This window comes from Paraburkholderia sp. WC7.3g (genome assembly GCF_050436345.1).
Lineage (GTDB): Bacteria > Pseudomonadota > Gammaproteobacteria > Burkholderiales > Burkholderiaceae > Paraburkholderia > Paraburkholderia podalyriae.
The window spans coordinates 3,534,985-3,558,314 of the sequence record NZ_JBNDMA010000002.1 but is presented as its reverse complement, the minus strand read 5'-3'; the positions used below and the strand labels follow the sequence as shown (position 1 = coordinate 3,558,314).

Annotated in this window: 19 protein-coding genes; 14 read left to right on the top strand and 5 right to left on the bottom strand. The window is 68.1% G+C overall.

Annotated elements, in window-relative coordinates; translation table 11 throughout:
• Nucleotide 1: 1 nt before the first annotated feature.
• Genes OKW43_RS27765 through OKW43_RS27700 form a run of 14 tightly spaced genes read left to right on the top strand, consistent with a single transcriptional unit; the run spans nucleotide 2 to nucleotide 15,698 of the window.
• Nucleotides 2–253, top strand: coding sequence for an acyl carrier protein (locus tag OKW43_RS27765; RefSeq protein WP_187635566.1), 252 nt, complete (start codon nucleotides 2–4; stop codon nucleotides 251–253).
• Nucleotides 253–921: a hypothetical protein gene (locus OKW43_RS27760; RefSeq protein WP_429450974.1), complete on the top strand. Its 669-nt coding sequence runs from the start codon at nucleotides 253–255 to the stop codon at nucleotides 919–921. Before OKW43_RS27765 ends, OKW43_RS27760 begins: the two co-directional genes overlap by 1 nt.
• Nucleotides 918–2,612: an AMP-binding protein gene (locus tag OKW43_RS27755; protein WP_429450972.1), complete on the top strand. Its 1,695-nt coding sequence runs from the start codon at nucleotides 918–920 to the stop codon at nucleotides 2,610–2,612. The genes OKW43_RS27760 and OKW43_RS27755 overlap by 4 nt, the downstream gene beginning before the upstream one ends.
• Nucleotides 2,612–4,336 (top strand): glycosyltransferase family 2 protein, encoded by a 1,725-nt coding sequence (locus OKW43_RS27750; RefSeq protein WP_187635563.1) that lies wholly within the window; start codon nucleotides 2,612–2,614, stop codon nucleotides 4,334–4,336. The genes OKW43_RS27755 and OKW43_RS27750 overlap by 1 nt, the downstream gene beginning before the upstream one ends.
• Entirely contained in the window at nucleotides 4,323–5,942 is a 1,620-nt protein-coding gene (locus OKW43_RS27745) for an HAL/PAL/TAL family ammonia-lyase (RefSeq protein ID WP_429450969.1), read from the top strand. Before OKW43_RS27750 ends, OKW43_RS27745 begins: the two co-directional genes overlap by 14 nt.
• The gene (locus tag OKW43_RS27740; RefSeq protein ID WP_429450967.1) at nucleotides 5,939–6,379 is read left to right on the top strand and encodes an acyl-CoA thioesterase; all 441 of its coding nucleotides are present in this window, start codon (nucleotides 5,939–5,941) and stop codon (nucleotides 6,377–6,379) included. Before OKW43_RS27745 ends, OKW43_RS27740 begins: the two co-directional genes overlap by 4 nt.
• A complete protein-coding gene (locus tag OKW43_RS27735; RefSeq protein ID WP_429450965.1) occupies nucleotides 6,367–7,086 on the top strand; it encodes a LolA family protein in 720 nt (239 codons plus the stop codon). Before OKW43_RS27740 ends, OKW43_RS27735 begins: the two co-directional genes overlap by 13 nt.
• On the top strand, nucleotides 7,086–9,557 hold the full coding sequence (locus OKW43_RS27730; RefSeq protein WP_429450963.1) for an MMPL family transporter: 2,472 nt from the start codon (nucleotides 7,086–7,088) through the stop codon (nucleotides 9,555–9,557). Before OKW43_RS27735 ends, OKW43_RS27730 begins: the two co-directional genes overlap by 1 nt.
• Complete coding sequence (locus OKW43_RS27725) at nucleotides 9,554–10,738, top strand: beta-ketoacyl-[acyl-carrier-protein] synthase family protein (protein WP_429450961.1); 1,185 nt, start codon at nucleotides 9,554–9,556, stop codon at nucleotides 10,736–10,738. Before OKW43_RS27730 ends, OKW43_RS27725 begins: the two co-directional genes overlap by 4 nt.
• Nucleotides 10,738–11,232 carry a hotdog family protein gene (locus OKW43_RS27720; protein WP_429450959.1) on the top strand — a complete coding sequence of 165 codons (495 nt, stop codon included), beginning with the start codon at nucleotides 10,738–10,740 and terminating at the stop codon, nucleotides 11,230–11,232. The genes OKW43_RS27725 and OKW43_RS27720 overlap by 1 nt, the downstream gene beginning before the upstream one ends.
• Nucleotides 11,229–11,954, top strand: coding sequence for a 3-ketoacyl-ACP reductase FabG2 (locus tag OKW43_RS27715; RefSeq protein ID WP_429450957.1), 726 nt, complete (start codon nucleotides 11,229–11,231; stop codon nucleotides 11,952–11,954). The genes OKW43_RS27720 and OKW43_RS27715 overlap by 4 nt, the downstream gene beginning before the upstream one ends.
• The gene (locus tag OKW43_RS27710; protein WP_429450955.1) at nucleotides 11,954–13,180 is read left to right on the top strand and encodes a beta-ketoacyl-ACP synthase; all 1,227 of its coding nucleotides are present in this window, start codon (nucleotides 11,954–11,956) and stop codon (nucleotides 13,178–13,180) included. Before OKW43_RS27715 ends, OKW43_RS27710 begins: the two co-directional genes overlap by 1 nt.
• Nucleotides 13,177–14,457: a beta-ketoacyl-[acyl-carrier-protein] synthase family protein gene (locus OKW43_RS27705; protein WP_187635554.1), complete on the top strand. Its 1,281-nt coding sequence runs from the start codon at nucleotides 13,177–13,179 to the stop codon at nucleotides 14,455–14,457. The genes OKW43_RS27710 and OKW43_RS27705 overlap by 4 nt, the downstream gene beginning before the upstream one ends.
• Nucleotides 14,454–15,698: an NAD(P)/FAD-dependent oxidoreductase gene (locus OKW43_RS27700; RefSeq protein ID WP_429450952.1), complete on the top strand. Its 1,245-nt coding sequence runs from the start codon at nucleotides 14,454–14,456 to the stop codon at nucleotides 15,696–15,698. The genes OKW43_RS27705 and OKW43_RS27700 overlap by 4 nt, the downstream gene beginning before the upstream one ends.
• A 57-nt stretch (nucleotides 15,699–15,755) precedes the next feature.
• On the opposite strand, the gene guaD is transcribed toward OKW43_RS27700, so the two are convergent.
• The 5 genes from guaD to xdhA all read right to left on the bottom strand — a co-directional run bounded on the left by guaD (nucleotide 15,756) and on the right by xdhA (nucleotide 23,324).
• Nucleotides 15,756–17,129, bottom strand: a complete 1,374-nt coding sequence (gene guaD / locus OKW43_RS27695) for a guanine deaminase (protein WP_429450950.1) — start codon at nucleotides 17,127–17,129, stop codon at nucleotides 15,756–15,758.
• A gap of 68 nt (nucleotides 17,130–17,197) precedes the next feature.
• Nucleotides 17,198–18,277, bottom strand: a complete 1,080-nt coding sequence (locus OKW43_RS27690) for an adenosine deaminase (protein WP_429450948.1) — start codon at nucleotides 18,275–18,277, stop codon at nucleotides 17,198–17,200.
• Nucleotides 18,278–18,323: 46 nt separating this feature from the next.
• On the bottom strand, nucleotides 18,324–19,340 hold the full coding sequence (gene xdhC / locus OKW43_RS27685; protein ID WP_429450946.1) for a xanthine dehydrogenase accessory protein XdhC: 1,017 nt from the start codon (nucleotides 19,338–19,340) through the stop codon (nucleotides 18,324–18,326).
• Nucleotides 19,321–21,786, bottom strand: coding sequence for a xanthine dehydrogenase molybdopterin binding subunit (gene xdhB / locus OKW43_RS27680; RefSeq protein ID WP_429450944.1), 2,466 nt, complete (start codon nucleotides 21,784–21,786; stop codon nucleotides 19,321–19,323). Before xdhB ends, xdhC begins: the two co-directional genes overlap by 20 nt.
• Complete coding sequence (xdhA, locus tag OKW43_RS27675; protein WP_429450942.1) at nucleotides 21,786–23,324, bottom strand: xanthine dehydrogenase small subunit; 1,539 nt, start codon at nucleotides 23,322–23,324, stop codon at nucleotides 21,786–21,788. Before xdhA ends, xdhB begins: the two co-directional genes overlap by 1 nt.
• Nucleotides 23,325–23,330 lie beyond the last annotated feature (6 nt).

Here is a 23,330-nt window from a genome sequence, read left to right as displayed (position 1 = left end):
CGTGTCCGAGACTGAGATTCTTGAGCGCATCCGCGCGATCTTCCTGGAGAACTTCGCGATCGAGCCGCAGCGCGTGACGCCCGACGCTCACCTGTTCGAAGACCTCGATCTCGACAGCATCGATGCGGTCGATCTCGCGATCAAGCTGCAGGAAATGACCGGCCGCCGCATCAAGCCGGAGGAATTCAAGTCCGTGCGCACGGTCGGCGACGTGATCGGCGCGGTCGAATCGCTGCTCGCGGCGCAAGGCTGATGCCGGCCGCGCACCCGCGCACGCAGATGTCGGAGCCACGTCCGGCCGCAAGCGAATACGGCGCCCGGCCTCACTGGAGCAGGACCGTCTTGCAGGTGCTGCTGAAACTCGCTTACCCCGCGTTGATTTTATGCGCATGGCGCTGGGACGCGCCGCGTCTCGTCGGCGGCATGCTGCTCGTGACGTTGTGGCTGCAGCGCTGGGCCGGCGGCGGTCCGGTCGCGATGTCGCTGCGGCAGCTCTCCACGCTCGACTGGGGCGTGGTGGCGATGCTGAGTTGCGCGTCGGCGGCGATCGTCGTCACCGACAGCGAGTTGCTGCTGCGCTTCTATCCATCGCTCGTCAATCTCGGCTTGCTGATCGCTTTCGGCGCGACGCTCGTACGCGGGCAGTCCATGATCGAAAAATTCGCGCGCCTCGGCAGCCCTGAACTGCCGCCGGGCACGGTGCGCTATACGCGGCGCGTGACGCAGGTCTGGTGCGTGTTCTTCGTGCTGAACGGCATGTTTTCAGCCTTTACCGCGCTCGATTGGAGTCGCGCGAGTTGGTCGCTGTACAACGGCGCGATCGCGTATGGGCTGATCGGCGCGTTGCTGGCCGGCGAATACGTCTGGCGGCGACTTTTGGTGCTGCCGCGTGCCGCGCGGGCGGATTCGGAGGCGCCATGATCGCGTTGCATGACCTGTTGTCGGCCGACGCCGCACTGACCGCGCCCGGCGCGCCGGTGTGCCGCGATGGCGCCGTGCTGCTCGATCGCGCGGCGTTTCGCGCGCGCGTCGCGGCCTTGATCGAGCTCGTGCGAACCCACGACGCGCCGCGCTGCGCGCTCTGTATCGACGATCCGTTCGAGTTCGCCTGCGCATTGTTCGCGCTGTTCGCATGCGGCAAGGAGCCGGTGATTCCGGCCAATGCAACGCCGGGTTATCTCGCCGATCTCGCCGACGCGTACGACTTCCTGCTGACGGATGCGGATCTGCCGGCGTTCGTCCCAGCGACGCGTGCCGCAGCCCACATCGCGCACCCGATCGACCCCCACGCGCCGCTCACGCTCTACACGTCGGGCAGCAGCGGCATGCCGAAGCCGATCCGCAAGACGCTCGCGCAATTCAACGCTGAAGTCCACACGCTGGAACAGCAGTGGGGCGCGTTGCTCGGCGACGCAACGATGCTTGCCAGCGTGCCGCATCATCACATCTACGGTCTGCTGTTTCGCGTGCTGTGGCCGCTCGCGGCCGGCCGTGCGTTCGATCGCGCGATCGGCATAGAGCCGCTACAGCTGCAGGCGCGCATCGCGCAATGCGGCGCGACGGCGATCGTGTCGACGCCCGCGCAACTATCGCGCTGGCCCGCGTCGCCGGGCTTCGCCGCGCTCGCGCCCGCGCCACGCGCGTTCTTTTCGTCGGGTGGTCCGCTCGCGGCCGACGCGGCGCAGGCCTATGCGGCGCTCCACCACGCCGCGCCGCTCGAAATCTATGGCAGCACGGAAACCGGCGGGATCGCGTGGCGGCGTCAGGATCTGGGCGACGCGTGGCAGCCGGTCGCCGGCGCCGAGGTGCAGCGCGACGACGACGGCGCGCTGCGCGTTCGCTCGCCGCATCTCGATCACGACGGCTGGCATCGCACGGGCGACCGCATCGCGTTCGATGCCGACGGGCGCTTCCGCTTGCAAGGACGCCTCGACCGCGTGCTGAAGCTCGGCGGCAAGCGCGTGTCGCTGCCCGAGCTGGAGGCGCGTCTCGCGCTGCATCGATATGTCGCGCAGGCGGCGCTGGTGCCGCTCGAAGGCGTGTCGCGCGAACGGGTCGGCGCGGTGGTCGCGCTGACCGGAGCGGGCAGCGCCGCGTTGCGCGACGAAGGCCGCGTCGCGCTCGCGAAAACGCTGCGCCGGCATCTGGCCGATTACTTCGATGCGGTCGTGCTGCCGCGTCATTGGCGTTTTCGCGTGAGCCTGCCCTTCGACGCGCGCGGCAAGCTGCCCGCGAACGCGGTCGCGGCCGCGTTTGCGCCGCGCGCGGAAGGCATGGAAGTGCTCGCCGAAACGCGCGTCGACGACACGCTGCACTACGTGCTGCGCGTGCCGCAGTCACTCCAGCATTTCGCCGGCCACTTTCCGGGTCTGCCGATTCTGCCGGGCGTCGTGCAGATCGACTGGGCAGCGCGGCTCGCGGCCGGGCATTGGCCGCGGGTGCGAGAGGTGGCATCGGTCGACCGCCTGAAGTTCATGGCGCCGGTGTCGCCCGGTGCGGTGCTCGAGCTCACGCTCGCCTATGATGCCGCGCGCCGGCGCGTGCAGTTCGCGTACCGGCTCGACGGACGCGAATGCGCGTCGGGCTTGCTCGTGCATCGGGAGGACGCGTGATGACGTTCGCGCCCTGCATCGTCATTCCGATCTACAACCACAAGGACGCGATCGGTGCGAGCGTCGCGCATCTCGCGGTGCACGGCTTGCCGATCTTCGTCGTCGACGACGGCAGCGACGCGCCGACCCAGCGGGTACTCGCCGCGCTCGCGCTGCAATACGCACAGCAGATGACGCTGCTGCGTCTGCGGGCAAACGGCGGCAAGGGCGCGGCAGTGATGGCGGGCCTGCGCGCGGCGCGTGCCGCGGGCTACACGCACGCGCTGCAGATCGACGCCGACGGTCAGCACGACGCGACCGACGTGCCGCGCTTCATCGATGCCGCGCGCGCCGAACCCGGCGCGGTGATTCTCGGCCGTCCGGTCTACGACGACAGCGTGCCGAAGGCGCGTCTGTACGGCCGCTATCTGACCCATGTGTGGGTATGGATCGAGACGCTGTCGCCGACGATCCGCGATTCGATGTGCGGCTTTCGTCTCTATCCGCTCGCGCTCGCGTGCGAGCTGATCGACAGTGTGCGTCTGCCGACGCGCATGGACTTCGACATCGAGATCCTCGTGCGTCTGTACTGGCGCCGCGCCGCGTTCCGCTCGATCCCGACGCGCGTGACCTACGCGGCCGACGGCGTGTCGCATTTCGACGTGCTGTGGGACAACGTGCGCATCAGCCGCAGTCATACGCGGCTCGTGTTCGGCATGCTGTGGCGTCTGCCGATGCTGCTCGCGCACAAGGTGATGCCGCGTCGTGGCGCGGTGGCCGACGACACCGATGCACGTCAGCCCGAAGCCTGGTGGCGCATCGCCGAACGCGGCAGCCGCCTCGGCATGAGCCTGCTCGCGCTGAGCTGCAAGCTGTTCGGCCGCCGCTTCACCGCGCTGTGGCTGCATCCGGTCGTCGCGTATTTTCTGCTGACGGGCCGGGTAGCGCGCGCCGCGTCGGACAACTACTTCATGCGTCTGAACGCGGCCGCACCGGGCGCGAATACGCCGCGGCCGGGCTGGCTGACCGCGTATCGGCATATGCTCGCGTTCGCGCAATCGAGCTTCGACAAGCTCGCCGCGTGGACCGGCCGCGTCGACGACACCGACGTCACATTCGACGATCCTTCGGCGTTCGAAGCATTGATTGCGAGCGGCAAAGGCGCCCTCGTGATCGGCGCGCACCTCGGTAATCTGGAGATGATGCGCGCGCTCGCCGTGCGTGGCGACCGCGCGAAGGTCACGGCGGTCGTCTACACCGGGCACGCGCGCCGCTTCAATCAGGTGCTGGCGTCGTCGCATCGCGACTTCGCGCGGCATCTGCTCGAAGTCGGCGACTTCGGTCCCGAGACCGCGGTGCTGATGCAGCAGCGCATCGATGCGGGCGAACTGCTGGTGATCGTCGGCGACCGGGTGCCGGCGCGCGAAGCGGGACGCACCACCGACGCGCAATTTCTCGGCGCGAGCGCGCCGTTCGCGCAAGGACCCTACGTGCTCGCGCATGCGCTCGGCTGTCCGGTCTATCTGTTCTTCTGCCTGAAGGAAGGCGGCGGCTATCGCATGTATTTCGAGCCGTTCGCCGAGCGCATCGAGCTGCCGCGCGGCGAACGCGCGCAGCATCTGGCAGCGTGGGCGCAACGCTACGCGCTGCGCCTCGAACACTATTGCCGCAAGGCCCCTTATCAATGGTTCAACTTCTTCGATTTCTGGGCCAGCTCCAAGCGAGGCGCGAATGGCCGCACATGATCTGAGCGATGCGCGGCGCGCGTGCATTGTGGCGAATGCCGGTACCGCTAATGAAGTCGGTTATGCACCGGTCGTCGTCGGTGCGCGCCGACTGACGATCGAAGAGGTCGTCGCGATTGCGCGCCAGCGTGCGTTCGTCGCGCTGAACGACGATCCCGCATGGCGCGCGCGCATCGAGCGCGGCGCGGCGTTTCTGCGCCGGCAGTTGGCTGCCGGCGCGAGCGTGTACGGCGTGAACACCGGTTACGGCGACGCCTGCGTGGTCGACGTGCCGATGGCGCTCGTCGAGGCGTTGCCGTTGCAACTGATGCGTTATCACGGGTGCGGCATGGGCGCCTATCTCGACGACGCGCAAACCCTCGCGGTGATCGCCGCGCGTCTCAATTCGCTCGCGTATGGCTTCTCGGGCGTGCGTACGGTGTTGCTCGAACGGCTCGCGGCCTTGATCAATCATCGCGTGTTGCCGCGCATTCCGTCCGAGGGTTCGGTCGGCGCGAGCGGCGATCTGACGCCGTTGTCATACGTGGCCGCTGCGCTCGCGGGCGAGCGCGACGTGCAGTACGCCGGCGCGTTGCGCGCGGCGCGCGACGTGTGGACCGAGCTAGGGGTCGAGCCGCTGACGCTCGCGCCGAAGGAAGGTCTCGCGCTGATGAACGGCACGGCCGTGATGACCGGGCTCGCGTGTCTCGCGGTGGCCCGCGCGGAGCATCTGACGCGGCTTGCCGCGCGTTTGACCGCGCTGTCGACCGTCGCGCTCGACGGCCGCGCCGCGCACTTCGACGCGACGCTGTTCGACGTGAAGCCGCACGCGGGTCAGGCCGAGGCGGCCGCGTGGATCCGCGCCGATCTGGCCGGCCGCGCCGACACGCCGGGGCATCGTTTGCAGGACCGCTATTCGATCCGTTGCGCTCCGCACGTGATCGGCGTCGCGCGCGATGCGCTTGGCTGGGTGCGCCGCGACGTCGAAAACGAGCTGAACAGCGCGAACGACAATCCGCTCGTCGATCCCGACAACGAACGCATTTTGCACGGCGGCAACTTCTATGGCGGCCATATCGCGTTCGCGATGGATGCGCTGAAGGTCGCCGTCGCCAATCTGGCGGATCTGATGGACCGGCAGCTCGCGTTGCTGGTCGATGTCAACTTCAACAACGGCTTGCCGCGCAATCTGTCGGGTGCGGCGCCCGAACGCGCGGCGATCAATCATGGCTTCAAGGCCGTGCAGATTTCGTCGTCCGCATGGACTGCCGAGGCCCTGAAGAACACGATGCCCGCGAGCGTGTTTTCGCGCTCGACCGAGGCGCACAATCAGGACAAGGTCAGCATGGGCACGATCGCCGCGCGCGATTGCCTGCGCGTTCTCGAATTGACGGAGCAGGTCGCCGCCGCGCATACGCTCGCGACGGTGCAGGCCGTGCATTTGCGCCTGCGCATCGACAGTGCAACGCCGGTGCCTGCGCCGCTGCGCGCATTCGTCGACGACGTAGGGGCGCACTCGCCGTTCGTCGCCGAGGACCGCGCGCTCGAACGCGAACTGCGCGCGTTGAGCGCACGCATCGCCGCGTGCGAACTGCTTGACGACTATCGCGAGGGAGCGAACGCATGAGCGACGCCGCGAAACCGAACCATGTGCTGACTGCCAGCGCGACGCTCGAAGTGCCGTTTCACGACGTCGACGCGATGAACGTGTGCTGGCACGGCAATTATCTGAAGTACTTCGAGATGGGCCGCGCGGCGCTGTTGCGCGCGTTCGACTACGACTATCGCGAGATGCGGGCGTCCGGCTATCTGTGGCCGATCGTCGAGGCGCATCTGAAGTACGTGCGGCCAGCGGTGTACGGGCAGTCGCTCGAAGTGCGCGCGCAACTGCTCGAATACGAAAACCGCCTGAAAATAGGCTATGAAATCGTCGATTGCGGGTCGGGCACGCGGCTCACGAAGGGCTATACGGTCCAGGTCGCCGTCGATGCCGCCACCGAGGAATTGCAGTTCGTGTCGCCGCCGGTCGTATTCGAAAAGCTGGAGCGCGTATGGGGACGATGAATCGGCGCGCGCTGACAGCGCTCGCGTCGGGGCTCGCTGCGGCGATCGGCGTGTTGGGGGCGCTTGCATTGCCAGCGGTGTCGGCCGATGCGGCTACCGCAAGCAATCCAGCCTCAACCAGCGCCGCCAACAACGACGCCAACGCCGCGCTCGTCTCGCAGATCGCCGCGCATCTCGCGCAGCCTAAGGGCGTGCGCGCGCGATTCACGCAGACGCAGACGCTCGCCGCGATGAAGCAGCCGCTCGTCAGCAACGGCACCTTGCTGTTCTTCCGCGAGCGCGGCGTGATCTGGCAGATCGACACGCCGTACAAGGCCACCTACGTGATCACCGATGCGGGCGTCGCGCAGGTCGACGCCGGTGGCCGGCGCTCGGGCGCGAATGGCACAAGTGGCGCGCAGGGCACGCGCGGCGTCGCGCAGGTGTCGAAGATGATGCGTGCGATGCTCGGCGGCGATCTGTCGGCGCTGTACTCGCAGTTCGACGTGAGCGCCGAAGGCAGCGCCGCGCAATGGCGCATGCGACTCACGCCGAATCAACCGCAGCTCGCCCAATCGATCAAGGGTCTCGACATGAGCGGCGGCGACTATTTGCAAAGCCTGCGCATCACGCTCGCGAACGGCGACGTGACGAAGCTCGAGTTCGCGAACAGCACCGCCGTCGCCGCGCCGACGCCGGGCGAGCGCAGCCTGTTCGGAGCGCCGTGATGGACATGCCGCAGCAGCGAGCCGCGAAGCGCGTATGGGGCGTGCGTGCCGCATGGCTCGCGCTCGCGTTGCTGGCGGCGCTGTATTGCGGCTGGCGCTTCGCGGGAGCGTCGCCGCTCGAAACCAATCTGCTCGCGCTGCTGCCCGCGACCGAAGCGGACCCGGTCGCCGAAAAAGCGGTCGACACGCTCGCGAGCGCGCTCGGCGATCGAACCGTGCTGCTCGTGACGAGCCGCGACGATGCGCACGCGAAAGCGGCCGCGAAGCAACTGGGCGCGTCGTTGCAAAAGAGCGGCGCATTCGCATCGGTAACGGCCGAGCTGCCGCCGTTCGACCTGTCGCAGATCGCGGGGCTGTATCTGCCGTACCGCTTCGGCCTGCTCGCGCCGGCCGATCGCACCGCGCTCGCGAGCGCAAGCGCAACGACGCTGCACGACATGCTCGCGCAGCGCATTTACAGCCCGCTGCAAGGCGGCCTCAGCACCCAGCTCGCCGACGATCCGTTCGGCTGGCTCGAACGCTGGCTCGGCAATCTGCCGCTCGCGACGTCGAATCTCGAAGTCGAGGACAACCTGCTGGTGTCGCATCGTCACGATGCGCATGGCGACACGACCAGCGTGCTGATCATCGCGACGCTGCCGGGCTCCGCCTATGAGACGAGCACGCAGCGCGCAGTCCATGCGGCGCTCGCCGACGCGCAAAGCACGTTGCGTCAGGCGTTCCCCGACGTATCGCTGGCGCGCACCGGTGCCGTGTTCTACGCCGAGGCCGCGCGCAGCGCATCCGAACGCGAAGTGCACGTGATCGGCATCGCGTCGCTGTGCGGCATTGCGCTGCTGATGATGTGGGTGTTCCGCTCGCCGCGTCTGTTGCTGCTGGGTTTCGTCTCGACCGCGCTCGGCGTCGTCTGCGCGCTCGCGGCGACGCTGCTGATCTTCGGCAAGCTGCATCTGTTGACGCTGGTGTTCGGCGCGAGCCTGATCGGCGAGGCCGTCGATTATTCGATCCAGTATTTCGTCGTCTATCTCGGCGCGGGCCGCGACTGGGATGCGCGGCGCGGCGCGCGCATGGTGCGGCCCGCGCTGAGCGTGGCGCTGGCAACCAGCCTGCTGGGTTACGCGATCCTGATGTGGGTGCCGTTCCCCGCGTTGAAGCAGATCGCGTGTTTCGCGATGGTGGGCATCACGACCGCGTTCGCGTCGGTGCTGTGGCTGCTGCCCGCGCTGCTCACGCGCGCGCCGAAGCACAGCCCTCGACGCCTGTTCGCGGGCGCGGCGCGGCTGCTCGCGCGCTGGCAGCATGCGCTCAGCGGCAGGCGCGCGTGGTGGGTCGCCGCGCTGCTGCTGATCGCATCGGTGCCCGGCTGGCTGCGTTTGACTAGCGACGACGACATCCATCTGCTGATCCAGCGCGATGCGTCGTTAGCCGCGCAGGAAGACACGGTGCGCAACGCGGTCGGCGTCGATAACAGTGCGCAGTTTTTCGTCGTGCGCGGCGCGACGCAACAAGCGGTGCTGCAACGCGCCGAAGCGCTCGGCGCGAAGCTCGATGCGCTGAACGGCGGCGCCGATAGCGTCGGCGGCTATCAGTCGGTCGCGCAGTTCGTGCCGTCCGCGCAACGTCAGCGCGAGGATCGCGCGCTGCTTGCGCAGCACGTGTTCGACGATTCCGCCGTGTTGCGTGCGACGCTGCTGCAAGCGGGCTTCAAGGACGAAGTCGCCGATGCGTGGCTCGCGGCTTTCGCTCAGCCGCCCGCGCCGCTGAGCGTCGAGCGCTGGCTCGCGGCGCCGTGGTCGCAGCCGTACCGGCATCTGTGGCTCGGCGCGGTCGGATCGAACGACGCGCATCAGGCGCACGAACAAAGCTATGCGGCCGTCGTGATCCCGCAACACGTGAGCCCGCGTAACGAGCCCACGCTGATCGCGCTGGCGCGCGGGCTGCCCGGCGTCGTGTTCGTCGACAAGGCCGCGAGCGTGTCGAAGCTATTCGGCGCGTATCGCGTGGATAGCGGCTGGTGGCTGGGCGGCGCGCTGGTGCTCGTGGGCGTGCTGCTGATGCTGCGCCACGGCGCGAAAGGCGGGATCAAGACGACCTTGCCGGTGTTGTTCGCGGTCGGCGTCGCGCTGGCGGTGTTCGGCTACGCGGGCGTGCCGCTCAATCTGTTCAACTGGCTCGCGCTGATGCTGGTGCTCGGCGTCGGCGCAAACTATGCGGTGTTTCTGCGCGAAGGCTGCGCGCGCGCGGACGCGGATCTCGGCGCGGTGTGGACCGGCGTGCTGCTGTCGGCCGCCACCACGTTGTTGTCGTTCGGCATGCTCGGCGTCAGCGCGATGCCCGCACTCAAGAGCTTCGGCACGACGCTCGCGCTCGGCATCGCGGTCGCGGTGCTGCTCGCGCCTATCGGCATGCCATCGGCAACGCGCTCCGGCAGGTCATCGGGCGAGCCATCGGAATCACGGAGGGCGGCATGAAAGCGCCAACGGTTTATCTGCACGCGCTCGGCATGATCAACGCGCTCGGCGGCGACGTCGACGAGATCGTGCCGGCGCTCGCCGCCGCGCGCTCGCCCGGCATGGGCAACGTGCATACGGGCATCGGCGACGCGTTCGTCGGCAGCGTGCTCGCGCCGCTCGATCTCGCGCCGCGCGCCGATCTCGCGCGCTACGACTGCCGCAACAACCGGCTGCTGCTCGCGGCGCTCGCGCAGATCACAGCCGCGCTCGACGCCGCGCGCGAACGCTACGGCCCGCAGCGCATCGGTGTCGTGCTCGGCACCAGCACGTCGGGCATCGAGGCGGCCGAAACCGCGTTCGTCTATCACGCGCGAGCCGGCGAATTGCCGGGCAGCTTCAACTACCGGCAAATGGAAATCGGCACCGCCGCGCCGTTCGCGGCCGCTGCGCTCGGCTTGCAGGGCCCGGCGTTTACGATTTCGACTGCGTGCACGTCGAGCGCGAAGGCGTTCGCGTCCGCGCGTCGGCTGCTGCAATTGCAGCTATGCGATGCGGTTGTCGTCGGTGGCGTCGATTCGCTATGCGAATTGACCGTGCAGGGCTTTGCGTCGCTCGAATCGACCAGCAGCGCGCGCACCAATCCGATGAGCCGCAATCGCCGCGGCATCAACGTCGGGGAGGGCGCGGCCGTGTTCCTGATGAGCCGCGACGAAGCGGCGGTGCGGCTCGCGGGCCTCGGCGAATCGAGCGACGCGCATCATATTTCGGCGCCCGACCCGCAGGGCGTCGGCGGCGAACTCGCGCTTCGCGAGGCGCTCGCGGACGCGGGCATCGCGGCGTCGGCGGTCGGCTATGTGAATCTGCACGCGACCGCCACGCAGAAGAACGACGAAATGGAAGCGCATCTGATGGCACGCGTGTTTCCCGACGGCGTCGCCGCGAGCGGCACCAAACCGCTGACCGGCCACCAACTCGGCGCGGCTGGTGCGACCGAACTCGGCTTCGCGTGGCTCGCCCTCGCGCGCGAGAACGCGACGCTGCCACCGCATCTGTGGGACGGCGAGGCCGATCCCGCGCTGCCCGCGCTCGACCTCGTCGACGGCGCGCGTTATTTGCCGCGCGGCACGGGCCCGCAGTACGCGATGAGCAATTCGTTCGCGTTCGGCGGCAGCAATGTCAGCCTGATCCTCGCCCGGTGATGCGCATGACGACTCCGCCACTCACGGTCGAGCAACTCGTGCGGCAGCCGATCGAAGCGATCATCCCGCACCGCGGCAGCATGCTGCTGCTCGATGCGATCGACACGTTCGCCGACACCACGTTGAGCGCCTTCGCCTGCGTCGACCCGCACGCGTGGTATGCCGACGCCGCCGGCGCGATGCCTGCTTGGATCGGCATCGAGCTGATGGCGCAGGCGATCGCCGCGCATATTGCGCTCGTCGCGATGCGCGGCGGCGGCCATGCGCGTCCCGGCGTGCTGCTCGGCTCGCGCAGCTATCAGGCGCCGCAGCCGGCGTTTCGACGCGGCGCGCGTTTGCGGGTACACGTGAGCGAGCTGCTGCGCAGCGACGCGGGCCACAGCGCCTACGAATGCACGATCGACGACGGCGACGCGCGCTGTGCCGAAGCCGTGATCAAGGTGTTTCAACCGCCCGATTTCCAGTCATTCATCGAAGGGAGTATCAGTTCATGAGCCGGCGAGTTCTCGTTACCGGCGCAAGCCGCGGCATCGGCCGCGCGATTGCGTACAAGTTGGCCGGCGACGGGTTCGCCGTGACCGTACATTGCCGCACCGGACGCAGCGAAGCCGACGCGGTCGCGACGGGCATCGCCGCGCAGGGCGGTGCGGCGCGCGTGCTGCAATTCGACGTGCGCGAGCGCGCGGTGTGCCGCGAGTCGCTCGAGGCGGACGTCGCCGCGCACGGTCCTTACTACGGCATCGTGTGCAGCGCGGGCGTCACACGCGACGCAGCGTTTCCGGCGCTCACCGGAGAAGACTGGGACGTCGTGATCGAAACCGGCCTCGACGCTTTCTATAACGTCGTGCATCCGCTGACGATGCCGATGGTGCGCGCGCGCCAGGGCGGGCGCATCGTCACGATCGCATCGGTGTCGGGCGTGATGGGCAATCGCGGCCAGGTCAACTACAGCGCCGCGAAGGCGGGACTCATCGGCGCGACCAAGGCGCTCGCGGTCGAACTCGCGTCGCGCAACATCACCGTCAATTGCGTCGCGCCGGGGTTGATCGAAACCGGCATGCTCGAACAGGTGACGCTCGATCACGCGCTGAAGACCGTGCCGATGAACCGCGTCGGCCAGCCGGCGGAGGTCGCGTCGGTGGTGAGCTTTCTGATGTCGGATGGCGCGTCGTATGTGACGCGCCAGGTGATCGGCGTGAACGGCGGGATGGTCTGATGAAGCGCGTCGTCATCACCGGCATGGGCGGCGTGACTGCGTTCGGCGATAGCTGGGACGCGGTTCAAGCGCACCTGAAGCGCGGCGAGAACGCGGTGCGGCGCATGACCGAGTGGGATTATTTCGAGTCGCTGCATACGCGGCTCGCGTGTCCGCTGCCCGGCTTCACGACTCCCGCGCATTATCCGCGCAAGAAGGTGCGCTCGATGGGCCCGGTGTCGCTGTACTCGGTGCGCGCGAGCGAACTCGCGCTCGCCGACGCGGGCCTGGCCGACGACACGCGCATCGCCGACGGCCGCATGGGCGTCGCGTACGGTTCGTCGTCGGGCTCGGTGCAGCCGATCCGCGCGTTCGGCACGATGCTCGAAACCGGCTCGATGAACAACGTCACGTCGAACAGCTACGTGCAGATGATGCCGCACACGACGGCCGTCAACGTGAGCCTGTTCTGGGACCTCAAAGGCCGCATCATCCCGACCTCGTGCGCATGCGCGTCGGGCAGCCAGGCGATCGGCTATGCGTACGAGACGATCCAGTCCGGCAAGCAGACGCTGATGCTCGCGGGCGGCGCGGAAGAGTTGTCGGGTCCGGCGGTCGCCGTGTTCGACACGCTGTACGCAACCAGCACGCGCAATGGCGAGCCGCATCTGACGCCGCGCCCGTTCGATGCCGCGCGCGACGGCCTCGTGGTCGGCGAGGGCGCGGCGACGCTGGTGCTCGAGGACTACGAGCACGCAGTCGCGCGCGGCGCGCGGATTCACGCGGAATTGGTCGGCTTCGGCTGCAACTCGGACGGCGCACACATGACGCAACCGACCGCCGACACGATGGCGCTCGCGATGCAACTCGCGCTGCGCGACGCGCAATTGTCGCCCGATGCGATTGCCTACGTGAACGCGCACGGCACGTCGACCGATCGCGGCGACATCGCCGAAAGCCATGCGACCGCGCAGACCTTCGGCGCCCGCATGCCGATCAGCTCGCTAAAAAGCTATGTCGGCCACACGCTCGGCGCGTGTGGCGCGATCGAAGCGTGGTGGACGATCGAGATGATGAAGCGCAACTGGTACGCGCCGACGCTGAATCTGGACCACGTCGATCCCGCCTGCGCGCCGCTCGACTACATCGTCGGCGGCGCGCGCGAGATCGACGCCGAGTACGTGATGAGCAACAATTTCGCGTTCGGCGGCATCAACACGTCGCTGATTTTCCGGCGCGTTCGATGAGCGTCGGCCTGCAACGCGTGGTCGTGACCGGCATGGGCATCGTGTCGTGTCTCGGCAATACGCTCGACGATGTCTCGGCTGCATTGCGCGCGGGGCGTTCGCGCGTCGAGCGTATCGATGCGTGGCGCGAGCGCGGGTTTGCGTCGCAGGTCGCCGGCGTCGCGTCGATTGCGCGCGAGGCGCCGTTCGAGCGCAAGCTCGAACGCTTCATGGGCGATACCGCGCGCTTCGCGTGCCACGCGGCGCAACGCGCGATCGACGATGCCGGGCTCGCGCTCGCTTCGTTGCAGTCGCCACGCGCGGGCGTCGTGATCGGCTCGGGCGTCGGCGCGATGGCGAGCTACGACGCGGCGCTCGCGATTGCGCACACACGCGGCGTCGACAAGGTGCCGCCGTACACGGTGCCGCAAGCGATGAGCAGCACCGCGTCGGCGAACGTCGCGCAAATGTTCGGGCTCGAAGGCGTCAGCTATTCGCCGTCATCGGCCTGCACGACCTCTGCGCTCGCGATCGGTCAGGCGATGCAACTGATCCAGACCGGCCGGCAGCAGATCGTTCTCGCGGGCGGCAGCGAAGCGCTGCACGACAACACGACGCTGATGTTCGACGCGATGGGCGCGCTGTCGCGCCGCTTCAACGACTCGCCTGAGAGCGCATCGCGGCCGTACGACACGCAGCGCGACGGCTTCGTGATCGCGTCGGGCGGCGGCGTGCTCGTGCTCGAAGCGCTCGACCATGCGCTCGCGCGCGGCGCGCGCATCTACGCGGAGCTGAGCGGCTTCGGCGATTGCACCGATCGCGCGGGCATGATCGCGCCGCGTGCGGCCGGCATCGCGCGCGCGATGCGCGGCGCGCTCGAGCAGGCGGGCCGCCGTCCCGACTACGTGAACACGCATGCGCCGTCCACACCGCTTGGCGATCTCGAAGAACTGCACGCGTTGCGCGACCTGTTCGGTGCATCGGCTGAAGGGGTGCCCGCGTTTTCGTCGACCAAGGGCATGACCGGGCATTCGCTCGGCGCGTGCGGCGCGCACGAAGCGATCTATACGCTGCTGATGATGCGCGACGGCTTTATCGCGGGGACCGCGCGGGTCGATACGCCGGAGCCGCAAGTGCGGGGCATGCCGCTCGTGCGCGTGACGCGCGACGCGCGCATCGACACGGCGATGTCGGTTTCTTTCGGGTTCGGCGGTAGTTGCGCGAGCCTGATGTTCGAAGCGTGGCGAGGCCGACATACGGCGCGGCCACGCATGCAAACCGTAGGAGGAGTGACTTGAATAGCGATTCTTCGAAGCGGACCGTGGTCGACGTCGCGATCATCGGCGCGGGTCCCGCCGGCGCGGTGGCCGCGGCGCTGTTGCGTCAGGCGGGCCGTTCGGTGCTGGTGCTGGAGCGTCAGCACTTTCCGCGCTTCTCGATCGGCGAGAGCCTGTTGCCGCAAAGCATGGCGTACCTCGAAGAGGCCGGCATGCTGCAGGCCGTCGTCGAGGCGGGCTTCCAGCACAAGAACGGCGCGTATTTCGTGTATCGCGACCAGCGCTCGTCGTTCGACTTTCGCGACAAGCATTCGCCTGGCTGGGGCACCACGTACCAGGTCGAGCGCGCGGTGTTCGACGATGTGCTGATTCGCTGCGCGGCTGCGCAAGGCGCCGACGTGCGTTTCGGCCACACGGTGAACGCGGTGCACACGGGTGCGGCGCCGATGCTCGACGTCGTCGATGAAAGTGCCTGCGCGTACCGGGTCGAAGCGCGTTTCATGCTCGATGCGAGCGGCTTCGGGCGCGTGCTGCCGCGCCTGCTGAAGCTGGAGGCGCCGACGCAGATGCCGACGCGCGCCGCGCTCTTCACGCACGTGCGCGACGGCCTCGCGCTCGACGACATCGATCGCAGCAAGATCTGCATCGCGACGCATCCCGAGCGTCGCGATGTGTGGTTCTGGATGATTCCGCTTGCGGGCGGCCGTTCTTCGGTGGGATGTGTCGCCGAGGCGAGTTTTCTCGAGGTGCCCGAAACACAGCGCGAGGCGACGCTGCGCGCGCTGATCCAGCAGGAGCCGACGCTGAACCGTCTGATCGGGCAGGCGCCGTTCCTGATGCCGGTGCGGCAGATCGGTGGCTACGCGGCGAATGTCGCGAGTCTGCACGGGCCGGGCTATGCGCTGCTAGGCAATGCGGGCGAATTTCTCGATCCGGTGTTTTCGTCGGGCGTGACGATCGCGCTGCGCTCCGCGCATCTGGCGGCGCGCGCGCTGAACCGGCAGCTCGACGGCGCGACGCTCGACTGGTCGGCCGATTACGACGTGCCGTTGCGCAAGGGCATCGACACGTTCCGCGCGTTCGTCGAGCGCTGGTACACGGGCGAGCTGCAGGACATCATCTACTACCCGGAGCAGGCGCCGACGATCCGTCGCATGATTTGCGCGGTGCTCGCCGGTTATGCGTGGGACGAGTCGAATCCGTATGTCGCGGACCCGGTGCGGCGGCTCAACGCGTTGCACGAGGTGTGCAAGCCGGGCTGACACGCGGCCCGATTCGAGTCGGCGTCAAGCCACCTTCAAGCCAACCTCAAGCCAACCTCAAGCCGCGATCTTCGCGCGCCCCGGCACGCGCCGGCGCGCGTCGTCGCGGCGATGCACGCGCTTGCCGGCCGCATACGTTTCGTACACCGCTCGATCGTCGCCGAGCAACGCGAACGCGAACAGCAGCTCCTCGAGCGATTCGCGACGCGCTGTGCGGCGCGCGAGCAGCGGCGTCGCCTGCGGATCGAGTACGACGAAGTCCGCTTCCGAGCCGTCCCTGAGCGTGCCGACCTTGTCGGCGAGGTCGAGCGCTTCGGCCGCGCCGGCGGTCGCGAGATAGAACATCCGCGTCGCCGTCAGATGATGGCCGCCGAGGCGCGCGACCTTGTGCGCTTCGTTCATCGTCTGCAGCATCGAGAACGACGTGCCGCCGCCGACATCGGTCGCGAGCGCGATCGGCATGCCGGCCGAGTCGGCCTTCTCGAAGTCGAACAGGCCGCTGCCGAGGAACAGGTTCGAAGTCGGGCAGTGCGACGCGAGCGCACCGGTTTGCGCCATGCGCTTGCGGTCCTCGTCGTCGAGATGGATGCAATGGCCGTACACCGCGCGACGGCGCAACAGGCCGTAGTGATCGTAGATGTCGAGATAGCTGCGGTGGCCGGGGAATAGCTCGGCGACCCATTCGACCTCGTCGGTGTTCTCCGCGACGTGGCTCTGGATGAACACGTCCGGATGCAGCCGCGCGAGCGCGCCGCACGCTTCGAGCTGCGCCTCGGTCGAGGTCGGCGCGAAGCGCGGCGTCAGCGCGTACATCTGGCGGCCGCGATCGTGCCAGCGGCCGATCAGCTCGGCGCTGTCGTCGTAGCCCGATTGCGCGGTGTCGCGCAGAAACTCGGGGCAGTGGCGGTCCATCAGCACCTTGCCCGCGACCATGCGCAGATTGCGCGCCTCGCTCTCGGCGAACAGCGCATCGGCGGATTCCTTGTGCACCGTGCAGTACACGAGCGCGGTCGTCGTGCCGCACGCGAGCAGTTCGTCGAGGAAAAAGCTCGCGGTGTCGCGCGCGTGCGCGATGTCGGCGAAGCGGCGCTCGGTCGGGAACGTGTAGGTGTCGAGCCACGGCAGCAGGCCCGGCGCCGGCGACGCGATCATGTCGGTCTGCGGATAGTGGATGTGCGTATCGATGAAGCCCGGCACGATCAGCTTGTCGCGCCGCTCCACGACCTGCGTGCCGGGTGCCAGCCGCGAGGCGAGCGCCGCATACGCGTCCGCCGCGATGACGCGGCCGTCTTCGACGATCAGCAGACCGTCCTCGTGGAACACCACCGCGTTCGGCGCGTGCGCCGGATCGCCGTTGAAGGTCAGCAGAGGCGCGCGGAATGCCGATTGCGCCGGTGGTGCCGCTTGCGCGGTATGAGCCGATTCAGTCATGGAAAAGCTGTCTCCAAAGCGAAGCCGCCGTCCGCCGACGTCAGTCGAGGCCCGGCTGTTGAAATCCGTCAGTGCGCGGCGGGCTGCCGCCAGTGCGCGTCGAGCTTACCGATCAGCATCGCGCGTTCCTCGGGCGTCACGAACGACGCCTCGAAGCCGTTGCGGATGATCGTGTAGACCTCAGCGTCGTCGAGCTTCAGCGCGTCGATCGTCGCCTGATAGTTGGCGTTCACGTAGCCGCCGAAATACGCTGGATCGTCGGAGTTGACGGTCACCGCGACGCCGCGATCGAGCAGCGCTTTCAGCGTGTGTTTGGTCAGATCGTCGAATACGCAAAGCTTCAGGTTCGACAGCGGGCACACGGTCAGCGCGACGCGCGTGTCGGCCAGACGCGCGACGAGCGCCGGGTCCTCGATGCTGCGCACGCCATGATCAACGCGGTCGACCTTCAGCACGTCGAGCGCTTCGTAAATGTAGGACGGCGGGCCTTCCTCGCCCGCATGCGCGACGAGCTTCAGACCGAGCGCGCGCGCCCTCGCGAACACCCGCTCGAACTTCGACGGCGGATGGCCGCGCTCCGACGAATCGAGCCCCACGCCGATCAGCCGATGCTTGTATTGCTCGAACAGCGGCAGCGCTTCGTCGAAGGTCGCGAGCGCATCGTCTTCGGACAAATGTCGCAGGAAGCACAGGATCAGCTTGCTCGACATGCCGTGCTGTTGCGCGTCGGCGAGCGCCCGTTCGATGCCGGCCACCACCGTCGCGATCCGCACGCCGCGCTCAGTGTGTGTCTGCGGATCGAAGAAGATTTCGCTATGCACGACGTTGTCGGCGAGACAGCGCTCGACATAGGCCATCGTCATATCGTAGAAGTCCTGCTCGTGCAGCAGCACGCTCGCGCCCGCGTAATAGATGTCGAGGAACGATTGCAGATCGGTGAACGCATAGGCCGCGCGCAGTGCTTCCACCGAGTCGTAGGCGAGCTTCACACCGTTGCGCTGCGCGAGCGCGAAAATCAGCTCGGGTTCGAGCGAGCCTTCGATGTGGATATGCAGCTCGGCCTTCGGTGCGCGCGCGGTTTTGTCGGCGAGCGTAACGAGGGAAAGCGGGGAAAGGGCGGAAGCGTGGGTAGCGGTTGTCGGGTTCATTGTGTTTGGAATTTTGTGTGGGGTAACGAGCGGCGCGGGCCGCGGATCAAACCGCCTGCGTCGAGTGGCGCGCACCCGCGTTCGCCTCGACCGCCTGCAGCACCTGCGCGGCCGCCGAGATGGCGATGACCTCGGGCGACTTGTCGACGATGCCGTCGACGCCGAGCGGACACTTCATCCGCGCGATCCGCGCCGGATCGATGCCGCGCGCGGCGAGCCGGTGCTCGAACTGCTTGCGCTTGGTATGCGAGCCGATCATGCCGAAGAACGCGAAGTCGCCCCGCCGCAGGATGCGCTCGGCCAGTTCGAGATCGCGCGCGTGGTTGTGCGTCATCACGACGAAGTACGTGCTTGGCGCGGCCTGATCGATCGCTTCGTCGGGCGCGTCGTTCGCGTCGATCGTCACGTTCGGCGCGTGCAGCGTATCGGGCGACGGGAACTGCGCGTCGCGCTCGTCGACCCAGCGCACCGTGCAGGGCAGCGTAGCGAGCACGCGCACGAGCGCCGCGCCGACGTGACCGGCGCCGAACAGCACGACGGCGAATTCTCCCGGCGCGATGGTCTCGGTCAGCAGCGCGCTGCTGTCGTCGAAACCGGCGCCGTCCCACAACAGGCAGTCGGCGCCGTCGATGCCGGGCTCGGGCTCGGACAGCATCACCGCATCCGGCGCGGCGCCGAATGATACGCTACGCACGGTCGATTGACCCGCCGCGAGCCGCTTGGCCAGCGACGCGATCCAGCCGAGATCGCCGACGTCGAGCCGCTCGAACGCGAGGACCACGGCGCCGCCGCAGCACTGCCCGAGACTCGGCCCCAGCGCGAAGCGTTCGAGCCGCCGCATCCGCGGCGCGCGCATGCCGTCGCGCAGCACCTGGCGCGCGGTCTCGATCGCCTTCCATTCGAGGTGGCCGCCGCCAATCGTATGTTTGGCCGCCTCTCGCGTGACGATCATCTTCGTGCCGGCTTCGCGCGGCGCCGAACCTTCGACGCGCGCGACCGTCACCAGCACGGCCGCGTCGCCGTGCGCGAGCAGATGTTGCAGGTCAGTGAGCCAGGCTTGCATCCGGCGATTCTCCGTGGGGGGCCGCGTCAGGTGTTGGCGCGGCGGGTTCGGTCGGGTCTGCGTTGCGCGACGCGTTCAAAGCGTCCAACGCGTCGAGTATCGCCTCGGGCGTCGCGGGCGCGCGCAACGGCGCAGCATGTTGCGCGCCCGGCACCGCGACCGCGATCGCGTCGCGAATCGCGAGAAACACCGAGAACGCCAGCAATAACGGTGGCTCGCCGACCGCCTTCGAGCGGAACACGGTCGGCTCCGCGTTGCTATTGTCGTAGAGCCGCACGTGGAACGCGGCGGGTGTGTCGCTGACCGCGGGAATCTTGTACGTCGACGGCGCGTGCGTCATCAGGCGGCCGTCGCGGTTCCACCACAGCTCTTCGCTGGTGAGCCAGCCCATGCCCTGAATGAAGCCGCCTTCGATCTGGCCGAGATCGATCGCCGGATTGATCGAGTCGCCCGCGTCGTGCAACAGGTCCGCGCGCACGAGCTTCCATTCGCCGGTCAGCGTATCGACAACGACCTCCGACACCGCCGCGCCATACGCGAAGTAGTAGAACGGATGACCGGTCAGCGTCTGCGCATCCCAATGCACTTTCGGCGTCGCATAGAAGCCATCCGACCACAACTGCACGCGCGCGAGATAGGCGGCGTTGACGAGCTGTTCGAACGGCAGTGCGCCGCCGTTCACCGACACGCTGCCGTGCGCGAACTGCACGTCGTTGGCGTCGCCGCCGAGCTGGCGCGCCGCGACTTCGGCGAGCCGCGCGCGGATCGTCTGCGCCGCGGCTTCGGCAGCCATGCCGTTCAGATCGCTGCCGGTCGAGGCCGCGGTCGCCGACGTATTGGCGATCTTCGACGTATCGGTCGCGCTCACCCGTACGCGCGATAACGGCAAGCCGAACTGATTCGCGACCACCTGCGCGACTTTCGTGTTGAGTCCCTGGCCCATCTCGGTGCCGCCGTGATTGACGAGCACGGAGCCGTCCTTGTACACGTGCACGAGCGCGCCGGCCTGATTCAGGAATGGCACGTTGAACGAGATGCCGAACTTGACCGGTGAAAACGCGAGGCCGCGTTTGAGCACCGGGCTGGTTGCGTTGAATTCGGCGAGCGCCGCGCGCCGCGTGCGGTAGTCGCTCGAATCGAGCAGCGCGTCGGTCAAGGGCGCGATGATGTTGTCTTCGACGCGCTGTCCGTACGGCGTCGTATCGCGTTCGCCGATGCCGTAGTAATTCGCGAGCCGCACGTCGAGCGGATCGAGCCGCAACTCGCGCGCGACGCTGTCGAGCAGCGCCTCCATCACGAGCGCGCCCTGCGGTCCGCCGAAGCCGCGAAACGCGGTGTTCGACTGCGTATTGGTCTTGCAGCACAGCGCGACGATATCGACGTCGGGTAGGTAGTACGCGTTGTCGAAGTGGCACACCGCACGCGTTGCGACCGCGCCGGACAGATCAGCCGAATAGCCGGCGCGCAGCGCGATCTCGACGCGCACGCCAAGTAGGCGGCCGTGATCGTCGAAGCCCGCTGCGTATTCGTAGACCGCGTCGTGGCGCTTGCCGGTGATCAGGAAGTCGTCGTCGCGATCGGCGCGCAGCTTGACCGGCCGACGCAAGGACTGCGCGGCGAGCGCGGCCACGCACGCGAACAGCGCCGATTGCGATTCCTTGCCGCCGAAGCCGCCGCCCATGCGCCGGCATTCGCACACGACGTTATGCGCGGGCCAGTCGAGCATATGCGCGACGACCTGCTGCATCTCGCTCGGATGCTGCGTCGAGCTGTAGACGAGCATGCCGTCCATTTCCTTCGGCACCGCGTACGCGATCTGGCCTTCGAGATAAAACTGCTCCTGGCCACCGACCTCGAATGTGCCGGCGAGCCGATGCGGCGCGGCCGCGATCTTCGCGTCGGGATCGCCGCGCCGCAGATGCAGCGGCGGCAGAACGAATTGCCTGGCGGCTTTCGCATCGGTGGCGGTGAGGATCGCGTCGAGCGGCTCATAGCGGATCACGTCGTCGCTTTTCGCGAGCGCGGCTGCGCGGAGCGCGAGTTCGTGGCTCTCGGCGATCACCGCGAAGACCGGCTGGCCCAGATAGAGCACTTCGCCGTCGGCGAGGATCGGATCGTCGTGCAGTACCGGCCCGCAATTGTTTTCGCCGGGGATATCGTCGGCGCACAACACCGCGACCACGCCGGGCGCGTTTCTCACCGCGTCGAGATCCATCGACACGATGCGCGCATGCGCGTGGCGCGACAGACCGAGCGCCGCGTGCAGCGTGCCGTGCAACTCGGCGATGTCGTCGGTGTAGGTCGCTTCGCCGCTCACGTGCAGCGCGGCGGATTCGTGCGGCAGCGGCACACCGATCGACGCGCCGCTGATGGCCTCATTCGGCGCCGCTTCGCGCTGTGTGGCGGGCTCGCCCGCGCGTTCGATAAAAGCATCGGTCCGGTTCATCACGACGACTCCTTCGCGACGATTGCGTTGGCTTCGAACGCGAACGCATTCACGTCGCACAGCGCGAGCGGCGCGTCGTCGCGCGTTTCGAGGTAGAAGCGCCACAGCAGATTGCGCGCGACCTTCAGCCGATACGCGCTCGACGCGCGCATGTCGGTGAGCGGCTGGTAGTCGGCGGCTAGCGCGTCCATCGCGCGTCGCGCGGTCGGTTCGTTCCACGCCGCGTCAGTGAGCGCGGCTTCGGCGTGCGCGGCGCGCTTCGGTGTCGCCGCCATGCCGCCGAACGCGACGCGCGCCGCGCGGATCGTGCCATCTTCCGCGACGTGCAGCGCAAACGCCGCGCACACCGCGGAGATGTCCTGGTCGTAACGCTTCGCCACCTTGTACGTGCGAAACCGCAGCGCGCCGGCCGGGCGCGGCACGCGCAGCGCGCACACGAATTCGCCGGCGGCGAGCGCGGTCTTCTGATAGCCGACATAGAACGCGTCGAGCGGCAGCGTGCGGGTCGTGCGATCGCGGCGCAGCACGACCTCGGCGCCGAGCGCAAGCAGTGCCGGCATCGAGTCGCCGATCGGCGAGCCGTTCGCGACATTGCCGCCGAGCGTGCCCGCATTGCGGATCGGCAGCGATGCGAAGCGCGTCCACAGTTCGGCGAGTTCGGGGTAGTCGGCGGTGAGCGCCGCGTACGCGTCTTCGAGCGTGAGCGCCGCGCCGATGGTCAGCGTTTGCGCGTCGCGCGCGACCGTCTTCAACTCCGCGACGTTGCCGGTGTACAGCAGGTCGCCGAGATCGTGAAACTGTTTGGTGACCCACAGGCCGACGTCGGTGCTGCCCGCGACGATGCGCGCGTCCGGATGCTGTGCGCGCAGCGTCGCGAATGCGTCGAGCGTGAGCGGGGCGTGGAAGGTGGGCGAGCCGAACGCGGCGCCGCGGGTGTCGGGCGCGCTGTATTCGAACGTGTCTTCGCGTCGCAGTGTGCGCAGTGTGGCCGCGATCGCGTCGCGATCGAGCGCGACACGCGGGTGCTGCGCGTAGCCGAACATCTTCTGCGCGGCGTCGATGATCGGCCGGTAGCCCGTACAGCGGCACAGATTGCCGGACAGCGCGGCGCCGATTTCGTCGCGGGTCGGCAGGCCGGCGCTGGCCGGCTGGTTCTCGTAGAGCGCCCACAGCGACATCACGAAGCCGGGCGTGCAGAAGCCGCATTGCGAACCATGACAGTCGACCAGCGCCTGCTGCACCGGATGCAGCGCGCCGCTCGCGGCGCGCAGGTCTTCGACGGTGAACAGGGCGCGGCCGTCGAGCGTCGGCAGGAACTGAATGCAGGCGTTGACCGCCTTCAGCGCAAGCTCGCCGCGCGCGTCGAGTTCGCCGACCACGACCGTGCACGCGCCGCAGTCGCCTTCCGCGCAGCCTTCCTTGGTGCCGGTGCAGCGCAAGTCCTCGCGCAGGTGTTGCAGCACGGTGCGCGTCGGCGGGACGCCCGCGACCTCGCGGACGGACCCCTGGTGATAGAAGCGGATGGGTTGCGTTGTCATGGCGAA

Excerpts from the sequence above, each read along its gene's own strand:
- OKW43_RS27705 (WP_187635554.1), top strand. The coding sequence starts at position 13,177 with ATGAGCGTCGGCCTGCAACGCGTGGTCGTGACCGGCATGGGCATCGTG.
- OKW43_RS27740 (WP_429450967.1), top strand. The coding sequence starts at position 5,939 with ATGAGCGACGCCGCGAAACCGAACCATGTGCTGACTGCCAGCGCGACG.
- OKW43_RS27725 (WP_429450961.1), top strand. The coding sequence starts at position 9,554 with ATGAAAGCGCCAACGGTTTATCTGCACGCGCTCGGCATGATCAACGCG.
- OKW43_RS27715 (WP_429450957.1), top strand. The coding sequence starts at position 11,229 with ATGAGCCGGCGAGTTCTCGTTACCGGCGCAAGCCGCGGCATCGGCCGC.
- xdhA (WP_429450942.1), bottom strand. The coding sequence starts at position 23,324 with ATGACAACGCAACCCATCCGCTTCTATCACCAGGGGTCCGTCCGCGAG.
- OKW43_RS27710 (WP_429450955.1), top strand. The coding sequence starts at position 11,954 with ATGAAGCGCGTCGTCATCACCGGCATGGGCGGCGTGACTGCGTTCGGC.
- OKW43_RS27730 (WP_429450963.1), top strand. The coding sequence starts at position 7,086 with ATGGACATGCCGCAGCAGCGAGCCGCGAAGCGCGTATGGGGCGTGCGT.
- OKW43_RS27735 (WP_429450965.1), top strand. The coding sequence starts at position 6,367 with ATGGGGACGATGAATCGGCGCGCGCTGACAGCGCTCGCGTCGGGGCTC.
- OKW43_RS27720 (WP_429450959.1), top strand. The coding sequence starts at position 10,738 with ATGCGCATGACGACTCCGCCACTCACGGTCGAGCAACTCGTGCGGCAG.
- OKW43_RS27750 (WP_187635563.1), top strand. The coding sequence starts at position 2,612 with ATGACGTTCGCGCCCTGCATCGTCATTCCGATCTACAACCACAAGGAC.
- OKW43_RS27755 (WP_429450972.1), top strand. The coding sequence starts at position 918 with ATGATCGCGTTGCATGACCTGTTGTCGGCCGACGCCGCACTGACCGCG.
- guaD (WP_429450950.1), bottom strand. The coding sequence starts at position 17,129 with ATGACTGAATCGGCTCATACCGCGCAAGCGGCACCACCGGCGCAATCG.
- xdhC (WP_429450946.1), bottom strand. The coding sequence starts at position 19,340 with ATGCAAGCCTGGCTCACTGACCTGCAACATCTGCTCGCGCACGGCGAC.
- OKW43_RS27745 (WP_429450969.1), top strand. The coding sequence starts at position 4,323 with ATGGCCGCACATGATCTGAGCGATGCGCGGCGCGCGTGCATTGTGGCG.
- OKW43_RS27690 (WP_429450948.1), bottom strand. The coding sequence starts at position 18,277 with ATGAACCCGACAACCGCTACCCACGCTTCCGCCCTTTCCCCGCTTTCC.
- OKW43_RS27760 (WP_429450974.1), top strand. The coding sequence starts at position 253 with ATGCCGGCCGCGCACCCGCGCACGCAGATGTCGGAGCCACGTCCGGCC.
- xdhB (WP_429450944.1), bottom strand. The coding sequence starts at position 21,786 with ATGAACCGGACCGATGCTTTTATCGAACGCGCGGGCGAGCCCGCCACA.